Source organism: Aeromonas sp. Y311-2 (genome assembly GCF_027706025.1).
Taxonomy (GTDB): domain Bacteria; phylum Pseudomonadota; class Gammaproteobacteria; order Enterobacterales; family Aeromonadaceae; genus Aeromonas; species Aeromonas veronii.
The window spans coordinates 287,422-306,260 of the sequence record NZ_JAPDCL010000003.1; the positions used below are offsets into that span (position 1 = coordinate 287,422).

An 18,839-nucleotide genomic window follows, 5' to 3' on the forward strand; every position below is an offset into this window, starting at 1 on the left:
GAGTTATGGCGGTGAGCCTGCACACCCATTCCCAGCGACCAGGTCAGCCTCTCGCCGCCTGATAGCGGCGGGCCACTTCGGCCCAATCCACCACCTGATAGAAGGCAGCTATATAGTCAGGACGCTTGTTCTGGTACTTGAGATAGTAGGCGTGCTCCCACACATCCAGCCCCAGGATCGGGGTATGGCCATGCATCAGGGGACTATCCTGATTGGCACTGCTCTCCACCTGCAATCTGCCAGCCTTGTCCACCACCAGCCAGGCCCAGCCGCTGCCAAAGCGACTCAGGGCCGCCTGAGTGAAGGCCTGCTTGAAGGCATCGAGTCCCCCCAATTCCCGCTCGATGGCAAGAGCCAGCTCACCGTCCGGCTCACCGCCCCCCTGCGGGCTCATCACCAGCCAGAACAGGGAGTGGTTGGCATGACCGCCGCCATGGTTGCGTACTGCCCCCTGCAAGGTGGCGGGCAAAGTATCGAAGCGGCGCAGCAGCTCCTCTACCGGCAGTGCGGCCAGCTCGGGCGCCGTTTCCAATGCGGCGTTGAGGTTGTTGATATAGGTCTGGTGATGACGGCTATGGTGGATCTCCATGGTCAGTGCATCGATATGGGGTTCCAGTGCGTCGTAGGCATAGTTCAGGGCTGGCAGGGTATGTCTCATGATGACCTCTGTTCGGATTAATGGAGCCGGGATGAGGGCTCGCTCTGACACAGGCAGTGACCGAGCGAACGCATGATCCCGGCGTGGCTGCCGTGGCGCTGTACGAACGTCAGCAACTCGGCACGGGTTGTGCGGGTATGGCGCAATGCAGCCTCTCGCAGGCGAGAGGAGCAAGCGGGGGAGTGACAGGTCGCCAGCAGGCAGTCGTGCACATAGCAGAGCAGATCGGCGGCGCGATCGGGCAGAGTCATGGCCACCAGCAGATCCGCCAGATTGTGGTGAGCCACAACCAGCGCAGCCACCGCCTCATCGGCGTCATGCCACTGCACCAATTGCTGACGAGCCAGCCACAGCGCCTGCTGATAATGAGCCAGCGCCTGATGATACTCGCCGCAATCAAACAGCCGATTACCCTCTCGGGTCTGCTGTTTCCAGTGACTCATGCTGCTGCCACCTTCGGTCGACTCGACCCACCCCTTCACCCAGGTTGCTGTCATATGCTTCACACCAACAAATGATAATAATTATCATTACACGAATCGTATCCGGGAGACAAGGGGCGTCGGGATCGCAGCAAACAGCCAAAACAGCGCGGCCACTCCCTGGCAAGGAGTGGCCGCTTGAGGCAACCGGTCAGTGAATTCGACCGGCCAATTGGAAGTTAACGACAGGTCAGATGTTGTTGGCGGGCGAAGGCGGGGCAATCCCCAGCAGCATATGGTCCATCATCCCCACCATGCGCCCTATCTCGGGCTTGGTGATGGTATCGTTGGCCCCCAGTTGCAGTGCTTTCTGGCGGTTATCATCGCTCATCAGGGAGGAGAACATCACGATGGGCATCTCCTTGTAGGAGGGGGTATCCCGCAGCCGCTTGAGCAGGTGCATGCCATCCATGCGCGGCATCTCCACATCGGTGATCACCGCATTGACGAAGCCGGTCACCGGCATTCTCTCCTCCTGGGCCAGGCGATCGAAATCCGTCATCATCTCCAGCCCCTCGCCGCCGTCCTTGGCCGTGATCACGTTGTAGCCAGCGGTGCGCAGGGTGGTTTCGATCATCTTGCGGATAAAGGCCGAGTCGTCCACCACCAGAATGGTTTTGCCCTGGCGCAGCGCCATCATGCGATCGTCGATGAGCACCTTGCGATCCTGGGTGACGTCGTACTTCTCCATGCTGAGCTCGGGGTTGATATCGGCGATGATCTTCTCGAAATCGAGGATCATGATAAGGTTGCCATCGCGCCTGACCACGGCCACCACGCAGTCGTTCTCCCCCGCCTCCAGAAACTGGCTGGGGGACTCCACATCCTCCCAGGAGACCCGGTGAATCCGGCTGACGCTATCGATCAGAAAACCGTTGGCCATCTTGTTGAAGTCGGTGACGATCACCACCTTGTGGCTGGGGTCAGGGTTGGTCTTGATGCCGAGCCAGCCCGCCAGATCCACCAGCGGGATGAGGCGATCCCGCAGGGAGAAGACCCCCACCATATGACGCTGGGCATTGGGGTAATCTGTGGTCTCCGGCACCCGGATCACCTCGCGCACCTTGGCGACGTTGATCCCGTAATAAGCGGTTTTTTCACGGCCGTCCGGTAGCTGCTTCTTGAGGTGAAACTCGATGATCTCAAGCTCGTTGGTGCCACTTTCGGTCAGGATAGATTTACGCTCTTCCCCATCTTTGGACATCATGGTGACTCTCATTCTGGTTGCGCGGGCAGCAGACCGCTGCGGTTTTCCCTCAGTATAGGAATGGAATTCACCCAACGGCTCGGATCTCGGCAAGATTGCAGCGTTAACCGCTTGATCCCGTAGGCTGGCGGGATCGTATCTGCCAATCAGGACAACATTGGCGGATGGTGAAATCCATCATGTACTCACAAGGAGCCTGAGATGAGTGAAGGCATAGTCGTGATTGGCGCTTCTGGCGGTATCGGGGCGGCTCTGGTGACACACTGGTTGGCGGCGGGTGTCGGGCCAGTGATTGCCATCAGCCGCCAGCCCGCACCTGCTGGCCTCTCATCGCCGGGTCTGCACTGGCTATGTTGTGATTACAGCGATGAGCAGATGACAGAAGTGGTGGCGCGCATCGCGGAAGTGGTGCCGAGACCGCACAGGGTGGTGATCTGCAATGGCATCCTGCATCAGGGGGAAATTCAGCCGGAGAAGCGACTAGAAGCAATCAATCTCGATGCCATGACCCGCCTCTACCAGACCAATGCCTTGCTGCCGCTGCGCTGGATCAGCCAGTTGTTACCGCTGTTTGGCCGCGAGCCTTGCACCTTGGCCGTTCTCAGTGCCCGGGTCGGCAGCATTGGCGACAACCGAGCGGGCGGCTGGTATGGCTATCGCGCATCCAAGGCCGCCCTCAACATGCTGCTCAAGTGTGCCGCCATCGAGCTGGCCCGGCGGGCCCCCGGCGTCAAATTGCTGGCTTTCCACCCCGGCACAGTGGATACCCAACTCTCTCACCCGTTTCACGCCAATGTACCGGCGGGAAATGTGCAGAGTCCCGAGCTGGTAGCCGACCATCTGATTAACCTGATGAACCGGCTGCAACCGGATGGCGAGCTGAGCTTTCTCGACTGGCAGGGCAAACCTATCGAGTGGTAGGGGAGATCAGGAGACGCGCCAGCAGTGCCCGCAGCGCCTTGATAACTGCTGGCTTACCCGCCAGCTGCAACCTCGCAGCCAGCGCCCCCCACTCTGCGTATTGCCAGATGGGGGCAATCAGCAGAGAACGTTCGTCAGGGGTCAGCGAAGCCAGCACAGCCAGATTGCGCGCCAGCCACAGCTGCAAGCTCGACTGGCTCAGTTCGAACGGCTTGTGATGCAGGGCAAAGCACTCAACCTCATCGCGCTCGAACTCGCCAAGCTCAGTTGCGGTGACGGTACTGCCTTGCAGGCATTGCCATACCAGCTCGGGAGCCAATCCTTTCAACTCACCCGCCAGCAAGGTCGGCAGCTGGCGTACGAAACGCTGCTGCCATTGATTCAACTCGATATCATGTTCGGGTTTCAGCGCTTTGAGCAGCAGGGCTGCGTGGCAGCCGCTGGCGGCATCCCGTTGCAGGCCGATGCGCAGCACCGTCAGTCCTGCCTTGCGCCAGAAAGGGAGCAGGTCGGCGCTGGCCGAAAAAGCCGAGCCGAGGTAGTCGGTGCCAATCTGGCGATAGTGCTCCTCAAGCTTGCCAAGCAGCAGTGAACCCAGACCGTGCCGGTGCAGCTCGGGGTGGATCGCGATACGCATCACCCGGGCGTAGCTGCGCCCCCCCGCAGTCTTGAAACCGGCATGAGCCAGCAGCGACTGGGGCAGCAGATGGCCGCGCGGACGGCGACGCCCGGCCCAGATCGCCTCGGCAAGTTCAGGATCTATCTCCCCTTCCCGCGCCACCAAGGCCACTCCCAGCAGGCTCGCATCCTGCTCCAGCAGATGGATGTCGAGATCCGGGCTCTCCAGCAGGGATCTGAGATCGCTCGGCGTAGTCTGGTAGTGAGCCAGCACCAGCAAGCCGAACAGCTGGTTGAGCAACGTCTCATCGCTCTCCAGCGCCTCCTGACTGACCAGACGCCAGCTCGGGTTGGTCGGCGACATAGGCGCCGCCACTTCGGCATTGAGGCCGAGCAGGCGGAAAATCAGCGGCTCCAGCGGATCACGCTTACTCCAGCGAATGGGCTCAGAGAGGTGGATCTCCTGCCACTCCGGCGTCTGACTATCAAGCACCCGCTTGAAGCGCAGGTGAAAACCGCGCCCCGTCCCCTCGTAACCGTGCTCGGTGGTGGCAAACACTATGCGGCTGTGGCGGGCCAGCATAGCCTCAAGCTGCGGGGTCGGAATGGCAGCCGCTTCATCCACCAGCAGCAGATCGGGATTCATCGCCTCGTGCACCAGCCGATCCGGCGAGCAGTAGCTCAGTCCGGTCAGCTGTTCAGGCGTGGTATCTAGCCCGCTAGCAGCGTGGGCAAACAGGGTCGCTACCGTTGCCTGCGAGGGGGCCGTCGCCACTATGTTCAGCCCGGGTTGCTGGCGCAGCAGCTCGGCGGCGGCCAGCCCCAGCAGCGCACTCTTGCCACGACCGCGGTCGGCACTCAGCACCAGCGGCCGGCGGCGATGACCGTGCAACACCTTGTGGATAGCAGGTAGTGCCTGTTCCTGATCGCAGCTCAGTCTGCGTTCGGGCCCAAGCGGTTGCCACGGCTGCGAGCAAACCGGCGGCTCCAGAGAGAGGGCTGGATCACCTTCCAGCAACCGAACCAGTCGGGCGATAAAGCCGTGGCCGGCCCGGCTCGCCTCTTCCGGCTGGGCCACCAGCCGGATCCTGTCGGGATCCGGCCATGCAGGCCACTCTACTCTTGGCGGGGTCAGCAGCAACAGCAAGCCACCGGCGCATAGAGTGCCCGCCAGCGCCCCGAAGGCATCGGGGTGAAAGCCGCTGAAGGCGTTGAATACCAGCGTGTCGCACTCCTGACCGAGCAGCTGCAGCGCCTTGGCAGCGGGTTGCGGGGCATAACACTCGGGCCCGGCACCCAGCCAAAAAACGGTCTCACCGAGCAGGGATTGGGCGCGGGCAATGCACTCGGCCTCCTCCCCCTCCAGCCAGATCAGGCGCCGCTCACCGGCGCGGGCCAGCGCCTCGCGCAGCAGGGTGACCTCTTGCAGTGTCATGAAGCTTGGCTGTCAGCTGATTTGCGGGGCTCGAACATGCGATCTCCCATCTGATCGATAAAGGTGTGGGCCTTCTGCACCATGAAACGCTCGGCATCGGCCGGATTGACAAACAGATCGGAGCGGATGAAACGGTGAGTTTGCAACACGCCGTCCAGCTCCTTGGTGATGCGCCCTGCCAGTCGGTACTGGCCACCTTCGGCCATGGGTTCCGGATAGATGAGATAGCCGGCATATTCGGTGGGGGTGACTTCCGGCGCCTTGGTCGGCTCGCCCCCGAACAGGGCGCTGAACAGTTTCTTGAGCATGGTGATCTCCTCTGGTTGCCAGCATTGTCCCCAAGGGGTTGCACAGTGGCAAGCAGGGGATCTTATTACCAATGGTTATTTGCACTACGAACCATTCTCATTTAGATTTCATTTCATTCCACAAGAGGTGACCATCATGTACGTCTGTTTGTGCCGCGGCATCACAGATACCCAGATCCGCAAAGCGGTGCAGTCAGGTAAAAGCGAATTCCGCCAGCTCAAGCAGTCGCTCGAGGTGGGCGCCCAATGTGGCAAATGCGTGCGCATGACCATGGAGATCATTGCCGCCGAACTCGACAAGATGGAGCAGGAGCAACCCGTGCTCTACTACGAAGTGGCCTGATCCGGACACCTCTTTTCTGATGCGACCCGCCAACAGGGTCACCCCTTTTCTCAGGCGAGCTGGCTCGCCAGACCTCTTGTTGTCACTTTTCTGGACTAAGCTCTAACGATCGGAGCCTCAGGCACGAACCAAGGAGCACTGTCGATGAAAGGAGATCCCAAGATCATTGCCCACCTCAACAAGGTGCTGGCCAATGAGCTGATTGCCATCAACCAATACTTCCTGCACGCCCGCATCTACGATGACTGGGGCCTCAAGGCGCTCGGGCACAAGGAGTATCACGAGTCCATCGATGAGATGAAACACGCCGACGAGCTGGTCAAACGCGTGCTGTTTCTCGAAGGGCTGCCCAATTTGCAGGATCTGGGCAAGCTGCGTATCGGCGAGACCGTCGAAGAGATGCTGCGCTGCGACCTTTCGCTGGAGATGGATGCCATCCCCGACCTCAAGGTAGCCATCGCCTATGCCGAGTCGGTGCAGGACTACATCAGCCGCGACCTGTTCCAGGAGATCCTGGAGGATGAGGAGGAGCATGTGGACTGGCTGGAGACCCAGCTAGACCTTATCGATCGCATCGGGCTGGAGAACTATCAGCAGTCGCAACTGCACCACGGCTCCTGAGCCCGCAGGCCAGCAAGCAAAGAGACCCGCCAGCGCGGGTCTCTTCATTTGAGCAGCCATGACCCGAAAACTTTTCGACAGGATCACAGTTAATACGCCCGACACAGCATCTGTCATGGCTTTCGATTAGGATACGACTCTCTTCCAATAACAATGCTACGGACGATTTCCATGGAACAGATTGCACGCGAGATGGCACCCCACAAACGGGTGGCACTGGTGGCTCACGACAACATGAAGACCCCTCTGCTGAACTGGGTGATGCGGCGCAAGGAGGAGCTCAAGCTCCACCATCTTTACGCCACCGGCACCACCGGCACCATGCTCGGCAAGAAGGCGCAACTGCCCATCACCTGCCTCTTCTCCGGCCCCATGGGGGGTGACCAGCAGCTCGGCGCCCTGATCGCCGAAGGGAAGATCGACGTGCTGATCTTCTTCTGGGATCCCCTCAATGCGGTGCCGCACGATCCGGATGTGAAGGCGCTGCTGCGCCTCGCGGCAGTCTGGAACATCCCGGTCGCCACCAACGAGGCGACCGCCGATTTCATCATGGACAGCCCCCATATGCGCCAGGCGTTCAGCGTACAGATCCCGGATTACGCCGGTTATCTGAAGGCACGCACCGAGTGATCGGCTAACCCGTCATGCAAGAGGGCCGCAACAAGCGGCCCTCTTTAATTGGGAAAATGAATCAGCCAAGGACACAAACCGGCGCCAGCTTATAGCGCGCGGGCGAGAATGCGTGCCACCCGATCCGGGTCGATATCCTGCAGCTCACCGAGCGCGGTGCGCCCCACCCGCTTGAGGTTGGAGCAGACCGCCGGAATGCAGCTTTCGCTGAGGCCATAGTCGGCCAGCCGGGTACCCAGTCCCATCTTCTGGAAGAACTGCTCGGTGCGGATGATCGCCTCTTCGATACGCAGGGCCTTGTCCTCGCGGGTCGAATGCCACACCCGCTCGGCAAACTGGGCCAGCTTGTCCTGCTTCTGGCTCGCCCGCTCACGGAGCAGCGAAGGGAGCACCACCGCCAGACTCTGGCCATGATCCAGCCCGTAGAGCGCCGTCAGTTGATGGCCGATGGCATGAGAGGCCCAATCCTGCGGCACTCCGCAACCGATAAGCCCGTTGAGCGCCAGACTGGCCGCCCACATCAGATTGGCCCGCACCTGATAGTTGGTCGGCTCCGCCAGCGCCTTGGGGCCGTTCTCCACCAGCACCTGCAGCAAACCTTCCGCCAGCCGATCCTGTACCTCGCCTCCCACCGGAAAGGTGAGGTACTGCTCGGCAATATGGACGAAGGCGTCCACCACGCCATTGCCGGTCTGGCGCGGCGGCAGGCTGTAGGTGGTGGTCGGGTCGAGCACCGCAAATTGCGGCTGCACCAGCGGGCTTCTGAAGGAGATCTTCACATCCCCGCGGCTCACCACCGAGGTGGGATTGCTCTCGGAGCCGGTCGCTGGCAGGGTCAGCACACAGCCCATCGGCAGCGCCTTGTGCACGCTCGCCTGCTTGCCACAGATATCCCAAGGATCATCCCCCTCGTAGCAGGCGGCCGCCGCAACAAACTTGGTGCCATCGACTACCGAGCCACCACCGACCGCCAGCAGAAAGTCGATGCGCTCGCGCTTCACCTGCACCACCGCCTCCATCAACAGCTCGAATCTGGGGTTGGCGCCGATGCCGGAAAACTCCTGCCACGTCACCCCCTCCAGCGCCCGGGTCAACTGCTCATACACCCCGTTCTGCTTGATGCTGCCTCCGCCGTAGAGCACCAGCAGCCGGCTGCCGGGCGGGATCAGTTCGGGCAGGCTGGCAATCTGCCCCTCACCAAAACAGATGCGGGTCGGGTTGGCATATTGGAAGTTGTACACGACGGGCTCCTCGACTGGCTCAATGCGCGGACATTGTGCGCCTGTGGGGAGGTGAGGTCAAAAGAGGTGGCAGAAGCTTGCCCATCGGCGGTCGACACTGGCCCATCGGTGCCGACCGGGTAGATCTCAGAACAGCGGCAGGATCAGGCGGTTTTGGCCTCATCTGTGGATGAGCTCTTCTTGCCGGTCAGGCGATCCATCGCCTCCTTGAGCATCGCCTCTCGCTGTTCGTTGAGCGGCTTGCTCTGCTCCGCCCGCTCTTCCGGCGTCAGCTTCTTGTTATCGGCGATGGTCTTGAGCTTCTCTTCGATCTCGTTGAACTTCTTGCGATCGAAACCGAGCGCCTTGTCCACCAGCTGCTGCACCACGCCCCCCTTGTCGGAGCTCATATCGAGCGCCGGTGGCAACTTGTTGTTCTTGGCCAGATGTTCGTAGGTCAGCACCTGCTGGGCCTGGCCGGTCATGCGCTGGGTGGAGAGGCTGACCATCTCCTCCCAGCCACCGCCCTGACCGCCGCTACTGGCACTGTTGAGGGTAGCGAGGGCACGGTTGTTGGATGCGCTCTGGGCAAGCTGCTGGCTGTAGGGTTTGATATCCATGGGGGCTCCAATTCAGTGCGCATCTGCGGCAATGGGCACAGGCTGATCCGGTCACATGGGGCGTCAGGCCCCACCATTATCAATTAAACCAGCAAGTTACAGGCCAACTTGTCAGATGGTGCAAGATCCCGCGCTATGGCGGATCTCACCACGCCCCACACGCAAGGCTAGCGTCAGAATCATGACTCATCTGCTGCCGGCTCTCGCTGTTTTGGCACATTTCGCCGTCCACGCGCCACGACGCCAGAGAAAAGTCAGGAACCGCAGCTCGATCACAAAATAAACAACCACTCAGGAATACAATTTTGGCGCACATCACAACCAGCCAGCCGTGTCATGGATGACCTGTTCGAAAAACCAATAACAGGCAGACCAATCTGCCGTGCTCACTCCGCTGCCAGTTCGGAGTTGCAGCCTCCCCACACCTCATCCCCCTCGTCTGACTCTCACTCACCGCAACCTTTCGGGCATAACTATGAAAAAACACACCTTGAGTCTTCTCTCCGCCACCCTGCTCACCCTGCTTGGCACCAGTGCCGACGCCTGTACCGGCCTTATCGTCGGCAAGGGGGCCAGTGCCGATGGCAGCGTGATGATCGCCAGAAACGAGGATTTTGGCGTCAACAACTGGAACAAATACCTCGCCTTCCGGCCCGCGCAGCAGAACGAGGGCAAACTCTGGAAACTGGGCAACGGGCTGGAAGTGCCGATGCCCAAAGCATTTTTCGCCTACTCCGCCATCCACGACTGGGATGCCACAGCCAGCGATCCGGCAGGCAAATATTATGAAGAGCGCGGCATCAACGAGTTCAACGTCGCCATCTCGGCCACCACCAGTGCCGAGGTCAACGACAAGGCCCGGAAAGCCGATCCGCTGATCGAGAAAGGAGTGATTGAAGCCATCATCCCTACCCTGATCCTGCCGCAGGCCAGGACGGCCAAAGAGGGGGTCGAGCTGCTTGGCCGCTATGTGGAGCAATATGGCGCCGGTGAGGGCAATAGCCTCTATCTGGCGGATGTGAACGAGGCCTGGCTGATGGAGATTGGCTCCGGCCACCACTGGATCGCGGTGCGGGTACCGGACGACAGCTACGCCATGGTGGCCAACGGCCTGCGCATCCACGGCGTCAATCTCGACAGCGCCGATGTGCTGCACTCGCCCAAGCTGCTGGAGTTCGTGCGCGAGCACAAACTGCTGGATAACGCCGACCCGAAAGATTTCAACTTCGCCAAGGCGTTCGGGGTCATCGCTGACCCGTATAACGTGGATCGGGAGTGGCTCGGCCAGAAAATGCTGACCGCCAGCCACCGGCAGCCGACCCGGCAGGCACAATATCCGCTCTTTATGAAGCCGGATACCCCCATCGCCGTGCCGGACGTGGCTAGGCTGCTGAGCGCCACCTATGAGGGCACACCGCTCGCTGGCAAGGCGGAGCGGCCGATCCGCGTCGATCGCCAGCTGGAATCCCACGTCATCCAGCTGCGCAAGGAGATGCCCAAAGAGCTGCAGGGGCTCATCTGGCAGAGCTATGGTGTGCTGGCCGAATCTGTGATGGTGCCGCTCTACAACACCCTGGAAAACTATCCCCTGCCCTATCGCACCGGCAGCGACAGCTACTCCGATGATTCCGCCTACTGGCAGTTCCGCAGCCTGACCGCGCTGGCCAGCGCCGATCCGGACAAGTACCTGCCGCTGCTACGCGGCGTCTGGAGCAAGGAGAGCAACAAGCTCTACAAGGAGGTGGCCCTGCTCGACCAGAGCCTCAAGCAGACCTATACCAGCGACAAGGCTACCGCCATCGAGCTGGCCGCCGACTACTCCTATGGCCAGTTGGAGCAGACCTATCAGATGGCCAAAGATCTGCGCTACAAGCTGATGACGGATCTCACCAAGCGCAGCGAGAAGAAGTATTCGCCGGAGGAGTTCAAGAAGATCATGAGCCTCTAATCGGCTCGCCAATGCAAAGAGGCTCCCACGGGAGCCTCTTTGTTTCAACCAATGCAGCGATCAGCGACGACTGATATTTAGCGGGCCGAAGGTCTGCGCCACCGGCATGATCTCGATGCTGTTGATGTTGACGTGGGCGGGCTGCTGGCTGATCCAGAGCACGGTGTTGGCGATATCGTCCGGCTGGATCGCCTCCACCCCCTGATAGACGGTGGCCGCCTTGGCATCGTCACCGTGGAAGCGCACGTTGGAGAACTCGGTGCCGCCGCACAGGCCCGGCTCCACGTTGGTGACGCGGATGGCGGTGCCCGCCAGATCGGCGCGCAGGTTGAGGCTGAACTGCTTCACGAACGCCTTGGTGGCGCCGTAGACGTTGCCGCCCGGATAGGGGTAGGTACCGGCGATGGAGCCGATATTGATGACGTGACCGCGATTGCGCGCCACCATGCCCGGCAGAAGCAATCGGGTGAGCAGGGTCAGACCGCTGATGTTGGTGGCAATCATCTGCTCCCAATCTTCCAGATCCGCCTTGTGGGCCGGCTCCAACCCCAGCGCCAGACCGGCGTTGTTGACCAGCAGATCCACCTCGTTCCAGGCGGCTGGCAGAGCGGCGATGGCAGCGTGGGTGGCCGCCTTGTCCTGCACGTCGAATGCCAGCGGCAGGAACTGCTCACCCAGCTCGTCGGCCAGCGCAGCCAGCCGCGCGGCGCGGCGACCGGTACCGATCACCTTGTAGCCCGCCTGCACCAGCTGGCGGCTGATGGCTTCACCAAAACCGGACGAGGCGCCCGTTACCATTGCAATCATCTGAACCTCCATATCTACACCGATATTGTTATTTATCTGTTTGAATCTATTCAGATTCATTCATCGCTCAATTCACGTCCGGTCGCCTTGCGCCAGACAAATACCACCAGATGGAGCAGCAACAGGCCCGAGCCACTCAGCGCAAACAGCAGGCCGGTGAGGGCGTTGACCGAGGTGTCGGCGCCGCACCACCACCAGACCAGCCAGCCAATCAGGCCGATGACGAAGGTCTGGCCAGCGCAGACCGGACAGCGCCCCAGCTTGGCCCTGATGGCGGTGGCAAGACAGTTGTCGCAGCTCATCATGCTCCTCGATTCTGCTCGTTCAACATGATCAGTTGGCCCGTGAAGAGGGCTTGCGAGCCTGAGTGCGAGCCACTCTGCGCCGCTCACGCTCCTCGTCGCTCACCAGCGGCAGCACCAGCCGGTGGGCGTGCTGGTCGCGGCCATAGTAGTCCGCCAGCCGCTGCTGGGGACGAAATCCCAATCCCTGATAAAGCGCCAGCGCCTCTTCGTTGGCATCCCCCACTTCGAGGCGAATCGCCCCCCAGCCAGCGGCCTTGCCCTCGCAGATCACCTGCTCCAGCAGACGGCGGGCCCAGCCCAGACGACGCACCGTCCAGCGGATGGCCAGCGCCTGAATGACCAGCCGATCCCAGCCTCTGTGCTCCAGCAGGCAGAGATAGCCCATCAGCTGATGCTTCTCATCCAGCAGCAGCAGGGTGCGCCCCTTGGCGTGGGCCAGCAGATAGTGCCAGCGGCTGCGGCCAAAGGCGACTTCGGGCGGAAAACAGTAGCGTTCCAGATTCACGATGGCGCCCAGATCATCGGTTCGGGCCGCACGTACGGTCAACACGGAGAGTCCTTGTTCGGTTATTTATCCTCAGCACCAAAAATGCGACTTGTATCACAAGTTACCAAGGCGTCATATTAGGCACTGTAACCTCTTGTTTCCCCTCGCGCCATTGTCGTGCTTGTCGGTGCATCGAAGCCCACTGGGGATCCTGCCTATTCAGGCAGTCTGATCTGTGGAGCCGAAAATATGAGTACCTATGTCATCGTCGAAGAGCTGGGCGACTGGCCTTGCCATGCCGATTATCTGCTGACCGCCCGCACCTATCTGCAACATGGCGTGCCGACCACCGGCGGCCGACCCCGCATCATCAACCTCTGCCGCAATCTGGAACACCTGAGCGCAGGCTACTACTGCTCGCTGCTGGCCCAGGCACGCGGCCACCACTGCCTGCCGGGTTTGCAGGCCATCAGCCGACTGCAACCCCAGCAGCCACCGGCCAAGCTGTGGCGCAAAGCGCAGGGATGGCTGGCCCAGCAGAGCGAGGATCGGATTAGAGTGCGCGCCATCTTCGGCCAATGTGAACAGAGCGAGCTGGCGGGGCTGGCCCGCTACTACTATGGCCTGAGCCAGTTGCCGCTGCAGGAGCTGACCCTCAAGCGCGGCCGCCACGGCTGGTCGGTGCGCCAGCAGCAGAGCCTGTCACCGCTGGAGCTGAGCCCAAGCGAGAAAGAGTTGATGCTGCACCACGCCCAGGCACTGGTGGGGACCGGTGACGAGGAGCAGGCGGCGCCGCTCTACCAGCTCGCCATTCTGGTGGATCCCGATGATGGCCGTGCCAGCAGTGACGGGTTGGCGCTGGAGCGCTTTATCCGTGCTGCTGCTGCCCAAGGCATCCGGGCCGAGATCCTGCCACCGTCGGCCATCGAGCGGCTGCCGGAGTTCGACACCCTCTGGCTGCGTGCCGAAACCGCGGTCGGCCACTACACCTTCGAATTTGCCCACCGTGCCGAGCAGCTGAAGATGCCGGTGATCGACAGCTCCCGCGCCATCCTCGCCTGCAGCAACAAGCTCTATCTCTACGAGCTGATGGTGCGCAGCGGCGTGCCCATGCCGCCCACCATGGTGGTGACCCGCCGCGGCCGCCACCATGTGGATGAGCTGGTGCAGCGGCTCGGCCTGCCGCTGATGGTGAAGGTGCCCGACGGCGCGCAGGGGCGCGATCTCGCCTTGGCCAGCGACGAGCAACAGCTGGCCCGCCTGCTGGACGAGGGGTTGGGCCGCTCCGCACTGCTGCTGGTGCAGAGCCGGATCCCCGCCGAGTTTGACTGGCGCATCGGCTTTCTCGACGGCTCGCCGCTGTTCGCCTGTCGCCGCTACCGGCCCGAACCCGGCAACCGCATTCGCCGCCGCAAGCACCCCCTCGACATGAGCCGCATCGAGGCGCTGCCGCTTAACGAGGTGCCGGAGCGGGTACTGCAGACCGCTCGCCGTGCCGTGCATCAGCTCGGCAATGGCCTCTACGGGCTCGATTTGCGCCAGCAGGGGCGCGACTGCGTGCTGCTGGAGATCGTCGACAACCCCTGGATCCGCGGCGATATCGAAGACAAGGAGGCGCAGGATCTCTACGAGCGACTGGCCCGCGCCTTCCGCCAGCGGCTGGAAAACCGGGGCCAGAGCACCGCATAACCCCGCAATGACTTTGTCGCCCACAATGACAGAGAGGGCCCCGCGATGGGGCCCTCTCTCATATCAAAGAGTGCTGCGGCTGACTTATTGCAGACGCAGGAAACGCCCGCTCAAGGGCGGTATCTCCACCGTTACGCTGCTGCCGCCGATAGCCAGACTCTCTCCACTTTGCAGATCCACCAGCGCGCTGCCGCTGCGCAGTTTGCCCGTTGGCAGGTTGTAGCTGAGCGCCGTGGTGGAGAGGTTGAGCAGGTAGACTATCTGCTCGCCAGCCGTCTGTTTGATGTCGCCATAGAGGCTGCCATCGGCCACCAGTTTGACTCGCTCCCCCTGATAGAGGGCGGGGTGGGCGGCACGCATCGCCAGCAACTGGGCCAGCCACTCTTTCAGCTCGGCCTGTTCGCTACCCGGCACAAAGCCGGTGACAGCGGGCACCTTGCCATCGCTGCGGGCCACATGATCGTCGCACAAGCCCTGCGCCGCACAGTCGCCGCCGACTTTGGCAGCAAAGCCCGGCACCTCGTCGCCAAACTCCTCGCCATAGTAGAAGGTGATGGGGCCGGAGCGGGCCGCCATAAAGCTGAAGGCCGCCTTGTGGCGCTGCCAGTACTCGGTCGACTTGAAATTGCCACGCTCCAGCAGATCACCAAAACGCACCAGATCGTGGTTGCCCAGCATCAGGTTCGGCATGGCGTGATTCGGGTAGTTCTCCACCTTGTTCCAACTGGCATCGAGCACGCTGGCCCCCTGCCCGCCCTTGCCGGACTCCTCCACCGCCAGCGCCTGCAGGATGCCGTAGCGCAACGGGAAGTCAAAGGCTGAGGAGAGCGCCGGATTGTCGCTGCTGCCATAAGCCTGAGCGCGAATATCGTCAGCCCCCTTCCACACCTCACCCACCATGTAGCCAAGGGTGCCCCACTGCTGACCGGCGGCCTTGCGCGCTGCGCTGGCCTGCTCCACCTCGCTGCGAATGGCGCGCCAATCATCCAGCCCAAGCTGATAGGCCTGATCGAGGCGCCAGCCGTCGATACCGTACTGCTCGACCCAGTAGCGGGCCACCTCCTTGAAGTAGGCGAGGCTCTCCGGCTTGCTGTAATCCACCAGCTGGCCGGGATAACCGGCACCGCCGCTGGTGAGGGCTGGCAGCCGTCCCTCTGGCGAGGGCTTGCTCACCCCCACCTTGTTGACGTGGCCAAACACCCCGTCGAGGAAGACGTAGAGGCCGCGCTGGTGCGCCCCATCCACCAGCTGCTTGAGCTTGGCATTGCTGCCGAAGTTGGGGTCCACGGTGAAAAAGTCGCAGGCGAAGTAGCCGGTGGCATCGAGCTTGTTATCGCCGCCTTGCCCCGCGCAGGAGTCGAACACCGGGGTGAGCCAGATAGCGTTGACGTTGAGACTCTTGATGTGGTCGAGACTGTCGATGATCCCCTGCAGATCGCCGTTGTGCTGGGAGGGGCCATAGCCAACGCCGTAGTTGGCGCTGCCGTCACCATCGGCAAACGACTCCACCATCACCTGATAGATGCGCAGGTTGCAGGCGGGTTGATCGTCGCCATAGCAGGCACGACTGGCCGTGGCGACCGGAGGGTGGGTGACCGGCGGATTGACGACGGGGGGAGCGCTCTCCCCGCCTGAACTCCCGCTGCCGCCGCAAGCCGCAAGTAACAGGGCGGCCCCGAGCAGGCCGCCATAGCGTAACGTTCCCTGTTTCATTGTTATGTTCCCGCTGTGAGAGCAGGCGTCTGATACGCCTGTTTTTCACCATGATAGCGATGCTCACACAGCGGTGTCTGTGACTGAAAACGTTATCTGGCTCAACTGGTTAGAGCACACCCGCCGAGGCAAAACGGTAGTTGAGCGAGAGCCAGTACGAGCGACCCGGCTCGGGGATGCGGCCGCTCTGCTCGTAGCCCAGCCCGGCCTGACTGCTGTGCACCGACTTGGAGAGGTGCTCGTAGTAGAAGGTGTCGAACAGGTTGTCCACCCCGGCCGAGAGCTGCCACCCTTTGGCAAACTGCCAGGCGCCGCTCAGGTTCATGGTGAAGAAGCCCGGAGTCTCCCCCTGATCCTGACCCGCAACGGTGCCGGAACCGACGTCCACCCTATCCTGCGCTGCCACCGCGCGCCCCAGCAGGGTGAAGTTCAGCACCTCATTTGGCTGCCAACCAAGGGCCAGCTTGCCATCGAGCGGCGGCATCTGAGCCAGCGGTTTGTTGTCGCTCTGATTTTCGCCGTAGACCACCGCCAGACCACCATCGAGACGCCACTGCTCGGCAAACTGCCAACGCCCTTCCAACTCGCCACCCCGGGTCTCGGCATCGATATTGCGCACCTTGTTCGACTTGCTGTTGTAGAGCAGGTAGTCCTTGATATCGGCGCTAAAGAGGGAGAGGGTCAGGTCCAGCTCGCGACTGCGCAGGGCCAGCCCCGCATCCCACTGACGGCTGCGCTCCGGGTTGAGGGTGAACGGGGTGCTGTCCTTACTGCGCTCCCAGTAGTCCGGCGCCCGCTCTGCCTGCCCCCAGGCCAGATAGCTGGACCAGCGGGGCGACCACTGATATTCGTAGCGGCCAAACCCGCTGTTAAGACTCAGGGTATCGCTGTAGAGGGTCTGTTCACCGGCGCCATAGCGGGTGGTCTCTACCCTATCCTGACGGTAACCGCCCTTGTAGCTGTGAGCCCCCTGCTGACGACCCAGTTCGGCGAAGCCGCCCTGCTGCTCGAAACGCAGGGTGCGCTGGCGATCCTTGGTGGCATAGTCGACCCCACTCCGACTGCGGTGCTGATCCCGGTTGCTGTCTAGCCCGGCGGTCAGCAGCCAGTCGGCAGGCAGGGCGATATCGTTGGCCCAGCGCCCGCCGGTGTTGCGGCGATCCGGGTTGGAGAGCATCTTCATGCCGTTGTTTTGCCGCAGGCTGAAGTTGTCCATGATGTGGTCTATGTAGTTGTCCCACAGGGTCAGCTCGCTGCGCTGCCAGTGAGTGGTGATCTGCTCCTGCTTGAGCTTCAGCCCGAAGGATTCGCGATCAAACATGGGGCCATCCATGGTGCGATCCGCATAGGCGGCACGGGCATTGCTGCGCTCGGCGGTCAGCTCCAGCCAGGTGTGCTCCCCCGGTGTCCAGCCCAGCTGGGCGGTGCCGTTCTCGCGGCGATAGAAGGATCGCACCTTGTTACCGTGACCATCGCGGTAATCGTCGCTGTCGGAGTGGGTGAACTGACCGCGCAGATAGCCATCAGTCGAACCCGCCGTCATATCAACCATCTGATCATCACGGCCAAAGCTGCCATAGAGGGCCGAGGCATCGGCCTTGAGGCCCGGTGCGGTGAACTCGGGTCTGTCCCGCTCGAACAGCACGGTTCCCGCCAGGGTGGCACCCTGCTCCAGGGATTGCGGCCCCTTCAGCACCCGGATCCGGTCAAAGGATTGGGGGAACACATAGGCGGTGGGCGGGTCCATCCGGCCGCCACACCCACCGGCCAGCATGCCGCCATCCATCTGCACGTTGAGGCGGGACATCCCCATCCCCCGCAGTACAGGGTCGCCACCGAGCCCCCCTTTGCGCACCATGCTCATGCCGGTGACATTCTTCAGATAACCGGCGCCGTCGGCAGCGGGCATGGGGGAACCGGGCTTCTTGGGATCCAGTGTCACCTCCAGGGTGCTGGCGGGGCGGGTTGCCACCACCACCATGGGATCCAGCTGTTGCACCGGTTCCTGACCGGCAGCACCGTGACAGGCGAGTCCACCAACCAGCAGGGCAAGGGGTGTGCGCATATGACAAGCCATACATTTTCCTTATGTATTTGTTTGTTTTGTTATTTTCATTCAACCAATCAAACCTTTCAGCAAGGGAAAGGTTTGCCGTCAGGCCGCAAAAAAGGCCTGCGGCGCGAAAGCGGCAAGCCTCTGTCAGGTGAAGCGAAGGCAAGTTGGCAAAATGTTGCGCAGGTTTTACCCAAGTTGGCTCAGAAAGGCAAACGGGCAAACATTCCAGTAACAGGAATCTGGCGTTGGCTCACAAAAAATGGGGATTAGCTGAAGGCTTCCCGCTCATCGATGGGAGAGATGAGGTGATAGACCTCATGGGCGGATAGCGTGCAGCCAACAGGCCACTCCAGCTGGTGGTGACGGTTGATGAAGACCCGGGCGCAGTGACGCTCGCTCTCCAGCTTTGCAAACAGCGGCTGGATTCGCCAGGGGGTCAGATCCAGCACACCCGTGGTGCCATCCGATAACACCAGAAACAGGCGCCATCCCCGCACATACTCGACATCGATAAAGACCGGCATCCCTTCGGCTCCGATTGAGATAATTCGCGGCAATTATAAACACCAGCGCTCCATCCATACACGCTGTGGCTCACATTTTACCCAGCAGATTATGCTGTGCTCATTAGTGGCGCGACATCACATTTTTAGATGATAAATGTGTTAATGCCGACTTTTAACAAACTTGAATGCAACCTTAACCAATTCGATCTGTCATAACCTCACAACAACTAAAAAAACGTCTGTGGACAGACGTTTAGAGTCTCAT

At 61.5% G+C, this 18,839-nt stretch carries 20 protein-coding genes; 7 read left to right on the forward strand and 13 right to left on the reverse strand.

The annotated features are described in order from the left end of the window. Window positions 1–43: 43 nt before the first annotated feature. From OKC42_RS05080 to OKC42_RS05090, 3 genes are all read right to left on the reverse strand, one after another. Complete coding sequence (locus tag OKC42_RS05080) at window positions 44–658, reverse strand: superoxide dismutase (protein WP_270819179.1); 615 nt, start codon at window positions 656–658, stop codon at window positions 44–46. 17 nt (window positions 659–675) lie between these two features. Next, on the reverse strand, window positions 676–1,155 hold the full coding sequence (locus OKC42_RS05085) for a hypothetical protein (protein WP_005354955.1): 480 nt from the start codon (window positions 1,153–1,155) through the stop codon (window positions 676–678). A 175-nt stretch (window positions 1,156–1,330) separates the two neighbouring features. After that, on the reverse strand, window positions 1,331–2,347 hold the full coding sequence (locus OKC42_RS05090; protein WP_005335957.1) for a chemotaxis protein: 1,017 nt from the start codon (window positions 2,345–2,347) through the stop codon (window positions 1,331–1,333). A gap of 201 nt (window positions 2,348–2,548) precedes the next feature. Here OKC42_RS05090 and OKC42_RS05095 point away from each other — a divergent pair, with 201 nt between their 5' ends. Continuing rightward, complete coding sequence (locus OKC42_RS05095) at window positions 2,549–3,268, forward strand: SDR family NAD(P)-dependent oxidoreductase (RefSeq protein WP_270819180.1); 720 nt, start codon at window positions 2,549–2,551, stop codon at window positions 3,266–3,268. Here OKC42_RS05095 and OKC42_RS05100 read toward each other — a convergent pair. Beyond that, on the reverse strand, window positions 3,255–5,321 hold the full coding sequence (locus OKC42_RS05100; protein WP_270819181.1) for a tRNA(Met) cytidine acetyltransferase TmcA: 2,067 nt from the start codon (window positions 5,319–5,321) through the stop codon (window positions 3,255–3,257). The genes OKC42_RS05095 and OKC42_RS05100 overlap by 14 nt on opposite strands. After that, on the reverse strand, window positions 5,318–5,629 hold the full coding sequence (locus tag OKC42_RS05105; protein WP_139462332.1) for an HlyU family transcriptional regulator: 312 nt from the start codon (window positions 5,627–5,629) through the stop codon (window positions 5,318–5,320). The genes OKC42_RS05100 and OKC42_RS05105 overlap by 4 nt, the downstream gene beginning before the upstream one ends. A gap of 136 nt (window positions 5,630–5,765) precedes the next feature. Here OKC42_RS05105 and OKC42_RS05110 point away from each other — a divergent pair, with 136 nt between their 5' ends. From OKC42_RS05110 to OKC42_RS05120, 3 genes are all read left to right on the forward strand, one after another. After that, window positions 5,766–5,972, forward strand: a complete 207-nt coding sequence (locus OKC42_RS05110) for a bacterioferritin-associated ferredoxin (protein ID WP_005335965.1) — start codon at window positions 5,766–5,768, stop codon at window positions 5,970–5,972. Window positions 5,973–6,116: 144 nt separating this feature from the next. Next, the gene (bfr, locus tag OKC42_RS05115; protein WP_005354959.1) at window positions 6,117–6,593 is read left to right on the forward strand and encodes a bacterioferritin; all 477 of its coding nucleotides are present in this window, start codon (window positions 6,117–6,119) and stop codon (window positions 6,591–6,593) included. A gap of 171 nt (window positions 6,594–6,764) precedes the next feature. Beyond that, complete coding sequence (locus OKC42_RS05120) at window positions 6,765–7,223, forward strand: methylglyoxal synthase (protein ID WP_005363178.1); 459 nt, start codon at window positions 6,765–6,767, stop codon at window positions 7,221–7,223. Between the two features lie 89 nt (window positions 7,224–7,312). Here OKC42_RS05120 and OKC42_RS05125 read toward each other — a convergent pair whose 3' ends face one another. Both OKC42_RS05125 and OKC42_RS05130 read right to left on the reverse strand, forming a co-directional pair. After that, the gene (locus OKC42_RS05125) at window positions 7,313–8,464 is read right to left on the reverse strand and encodes an iron-containing alcohol dehydrogenase (protein WP_270819182.1); all 1,152 of its coding nucleotides are present in this window, start codon (window positions 8,462–8,464) and stop codon (window positions 7,313–7,315) included. Window positions 8,465–8,607: 143 nt separating this feature from the next. Next, complete coding sequence (locus OKC42_RS05130) at window positions 8,608–9,063, reverse strand: hypothetical protein (protein WP_005341510.1); 456 nt, start codon at window positions 9,061–9,063, stop codon at window positions 8,608–8,610. 475 nt (window positions 9,064–9,538) lie between these two features. Between OKC42_RS05130 and OKC42_RS05135 the strand changes: the two genes are divergently transcribed. Further along, on the forward strand, window positions 9,539–11,011 hold the full coding sequence (locus OKC42_RS05135) for a C69 family dipeptidase (protein ID WP_270819183.1): 1,473 nt from the start codon (window positions 9,539–9,541) through the stop codon (window positions 11,009–11,011). Window positions 11,012–11,071: 60 nt separating this feature from the next. Here the strand turns inward: OKC42_RS05135 and OKC42_RS05140 are convergent, their stop codons facing one another. The 3 genes from OKC42_RS05140 to OKC42_RS05150 are packed head-to-tail and all read right to left on the reverse strand — an operon-like array spanning window position 11,072 to window position 12,673. Then, window positions 11,072–11,818, reverse strand: coding sequence for an SDR family NAD(P)-dependent oxidoreductase (locus tag OKC42_RS05140; RefSeq protein WP_236358192.1), 747 nt, complete (start codon window positions 11,816–11,818; stop codon window positions 11,072–11,074). Between the two features lie 56 nt (window positions 11,819–11,874). Beyond that, on the reverse strand, window positions 11,875–12,120 hold the full coding sequence (locus OKC42_RS05145) for a DUF3624 domain-containing protein (RefSeq protein WP_236358194.1): 246 nt from the start codon (window positions 12,118–12,120) through the stop codon (window positions 11,875–11,877). Window positions 12,121–12,151: 31 nt separating this feature from the next. Continuing rightward, complete coding sequence (locus OKC42_RS05150) at window positions 12,152–12,673, reverse strand: GNAT family N-acetyltransferase (protein WP_159144415.1); 522 nt, start codon at window positions 12,671–12,673, stop codon at window positions 12,152–12,154. Between the two features lie 186 nt (window positions 12,674–12,859). On the opposite strand from OKC42_RS05150, the gene OKC42_RS05155 reads away from it, so the two are divergent. Beyond that, window positions 12,860–14,299: a RimK family protein gene (locus tag OKC42_RS05155; RefSeq protein WP_201904301.1), complete on the forward strand. Its 1,440-nt coding sequence runs from the start codon at window positions 12,860–12,862 to the stop codon at window positions 14,297–14,299. Between the two features lie 84 nt (window positions 14,300–14,383). Here OKC42_RS05155 and OKC42_RS05160 read toward each other — a convergent pair whose 3' ends face one another. Both OKC42_RS05160 and OKC42_RS05165 read right to left on the reverse strand, forming a co-directional pair. Then, window positions 14,384–16,012, reverse strand: a complete 1,629-nt coding sequence (locus OKC42_RS05160) for an alpha-amylase family protein (RefSeq protein ID WP_270819184.1) — start codon at window positions 16,010–16,012, stop codon at window positions 14,384–14,386. Between the two features lie 109 nt (window positions 16,013–16,121). Then, window positions 16,122–18,089 (reverse strand): TonB-dependent copper receptor, encoded by a 1,968-nt coding sequence (locus tag OKC42_RS05165; protein ID WP_270819185.1) that lies wholly within the window; start codon window positions 18,087–18,089, stop codon window positions 16,122–16,124. Here OKC42_RS05165 and OKC42_RS05170 point away from each other — a divergent pair. After that, entirely contained in the window at window positions 18,078–18,338 is a 261-nt protein-coding gene (locus OKC42_RS05170; protein WP_124928440.1) for a hypothetical protein, read from the forward strand. The two genes, OKC42_RS05165 and OKC42_RS05170, sit on opposite strands and share 12 nt — an antisense overlap. Here the strand turns inward: OKC42_RS05170 and OKC42_RS05175 are convergent. Beyond that, window positions 18,335–18,592, reverse strand: coding sequence for a DUF2442 domain-containing protein (locus OKC42_RS05175; RefSeq protein WP_270819191.1), 258 nt, complete (start codon window positions 18,590–18,592; stop codon window positions 18,335–18,337). The two genes, OKC42_RS05170 and OKC42_RS05175, sit on opposite strands and share 4 nt — an antisense overlap. Between the last annotated feature and the right edge of the window lie 247 nt (window positions 18,593–18,839).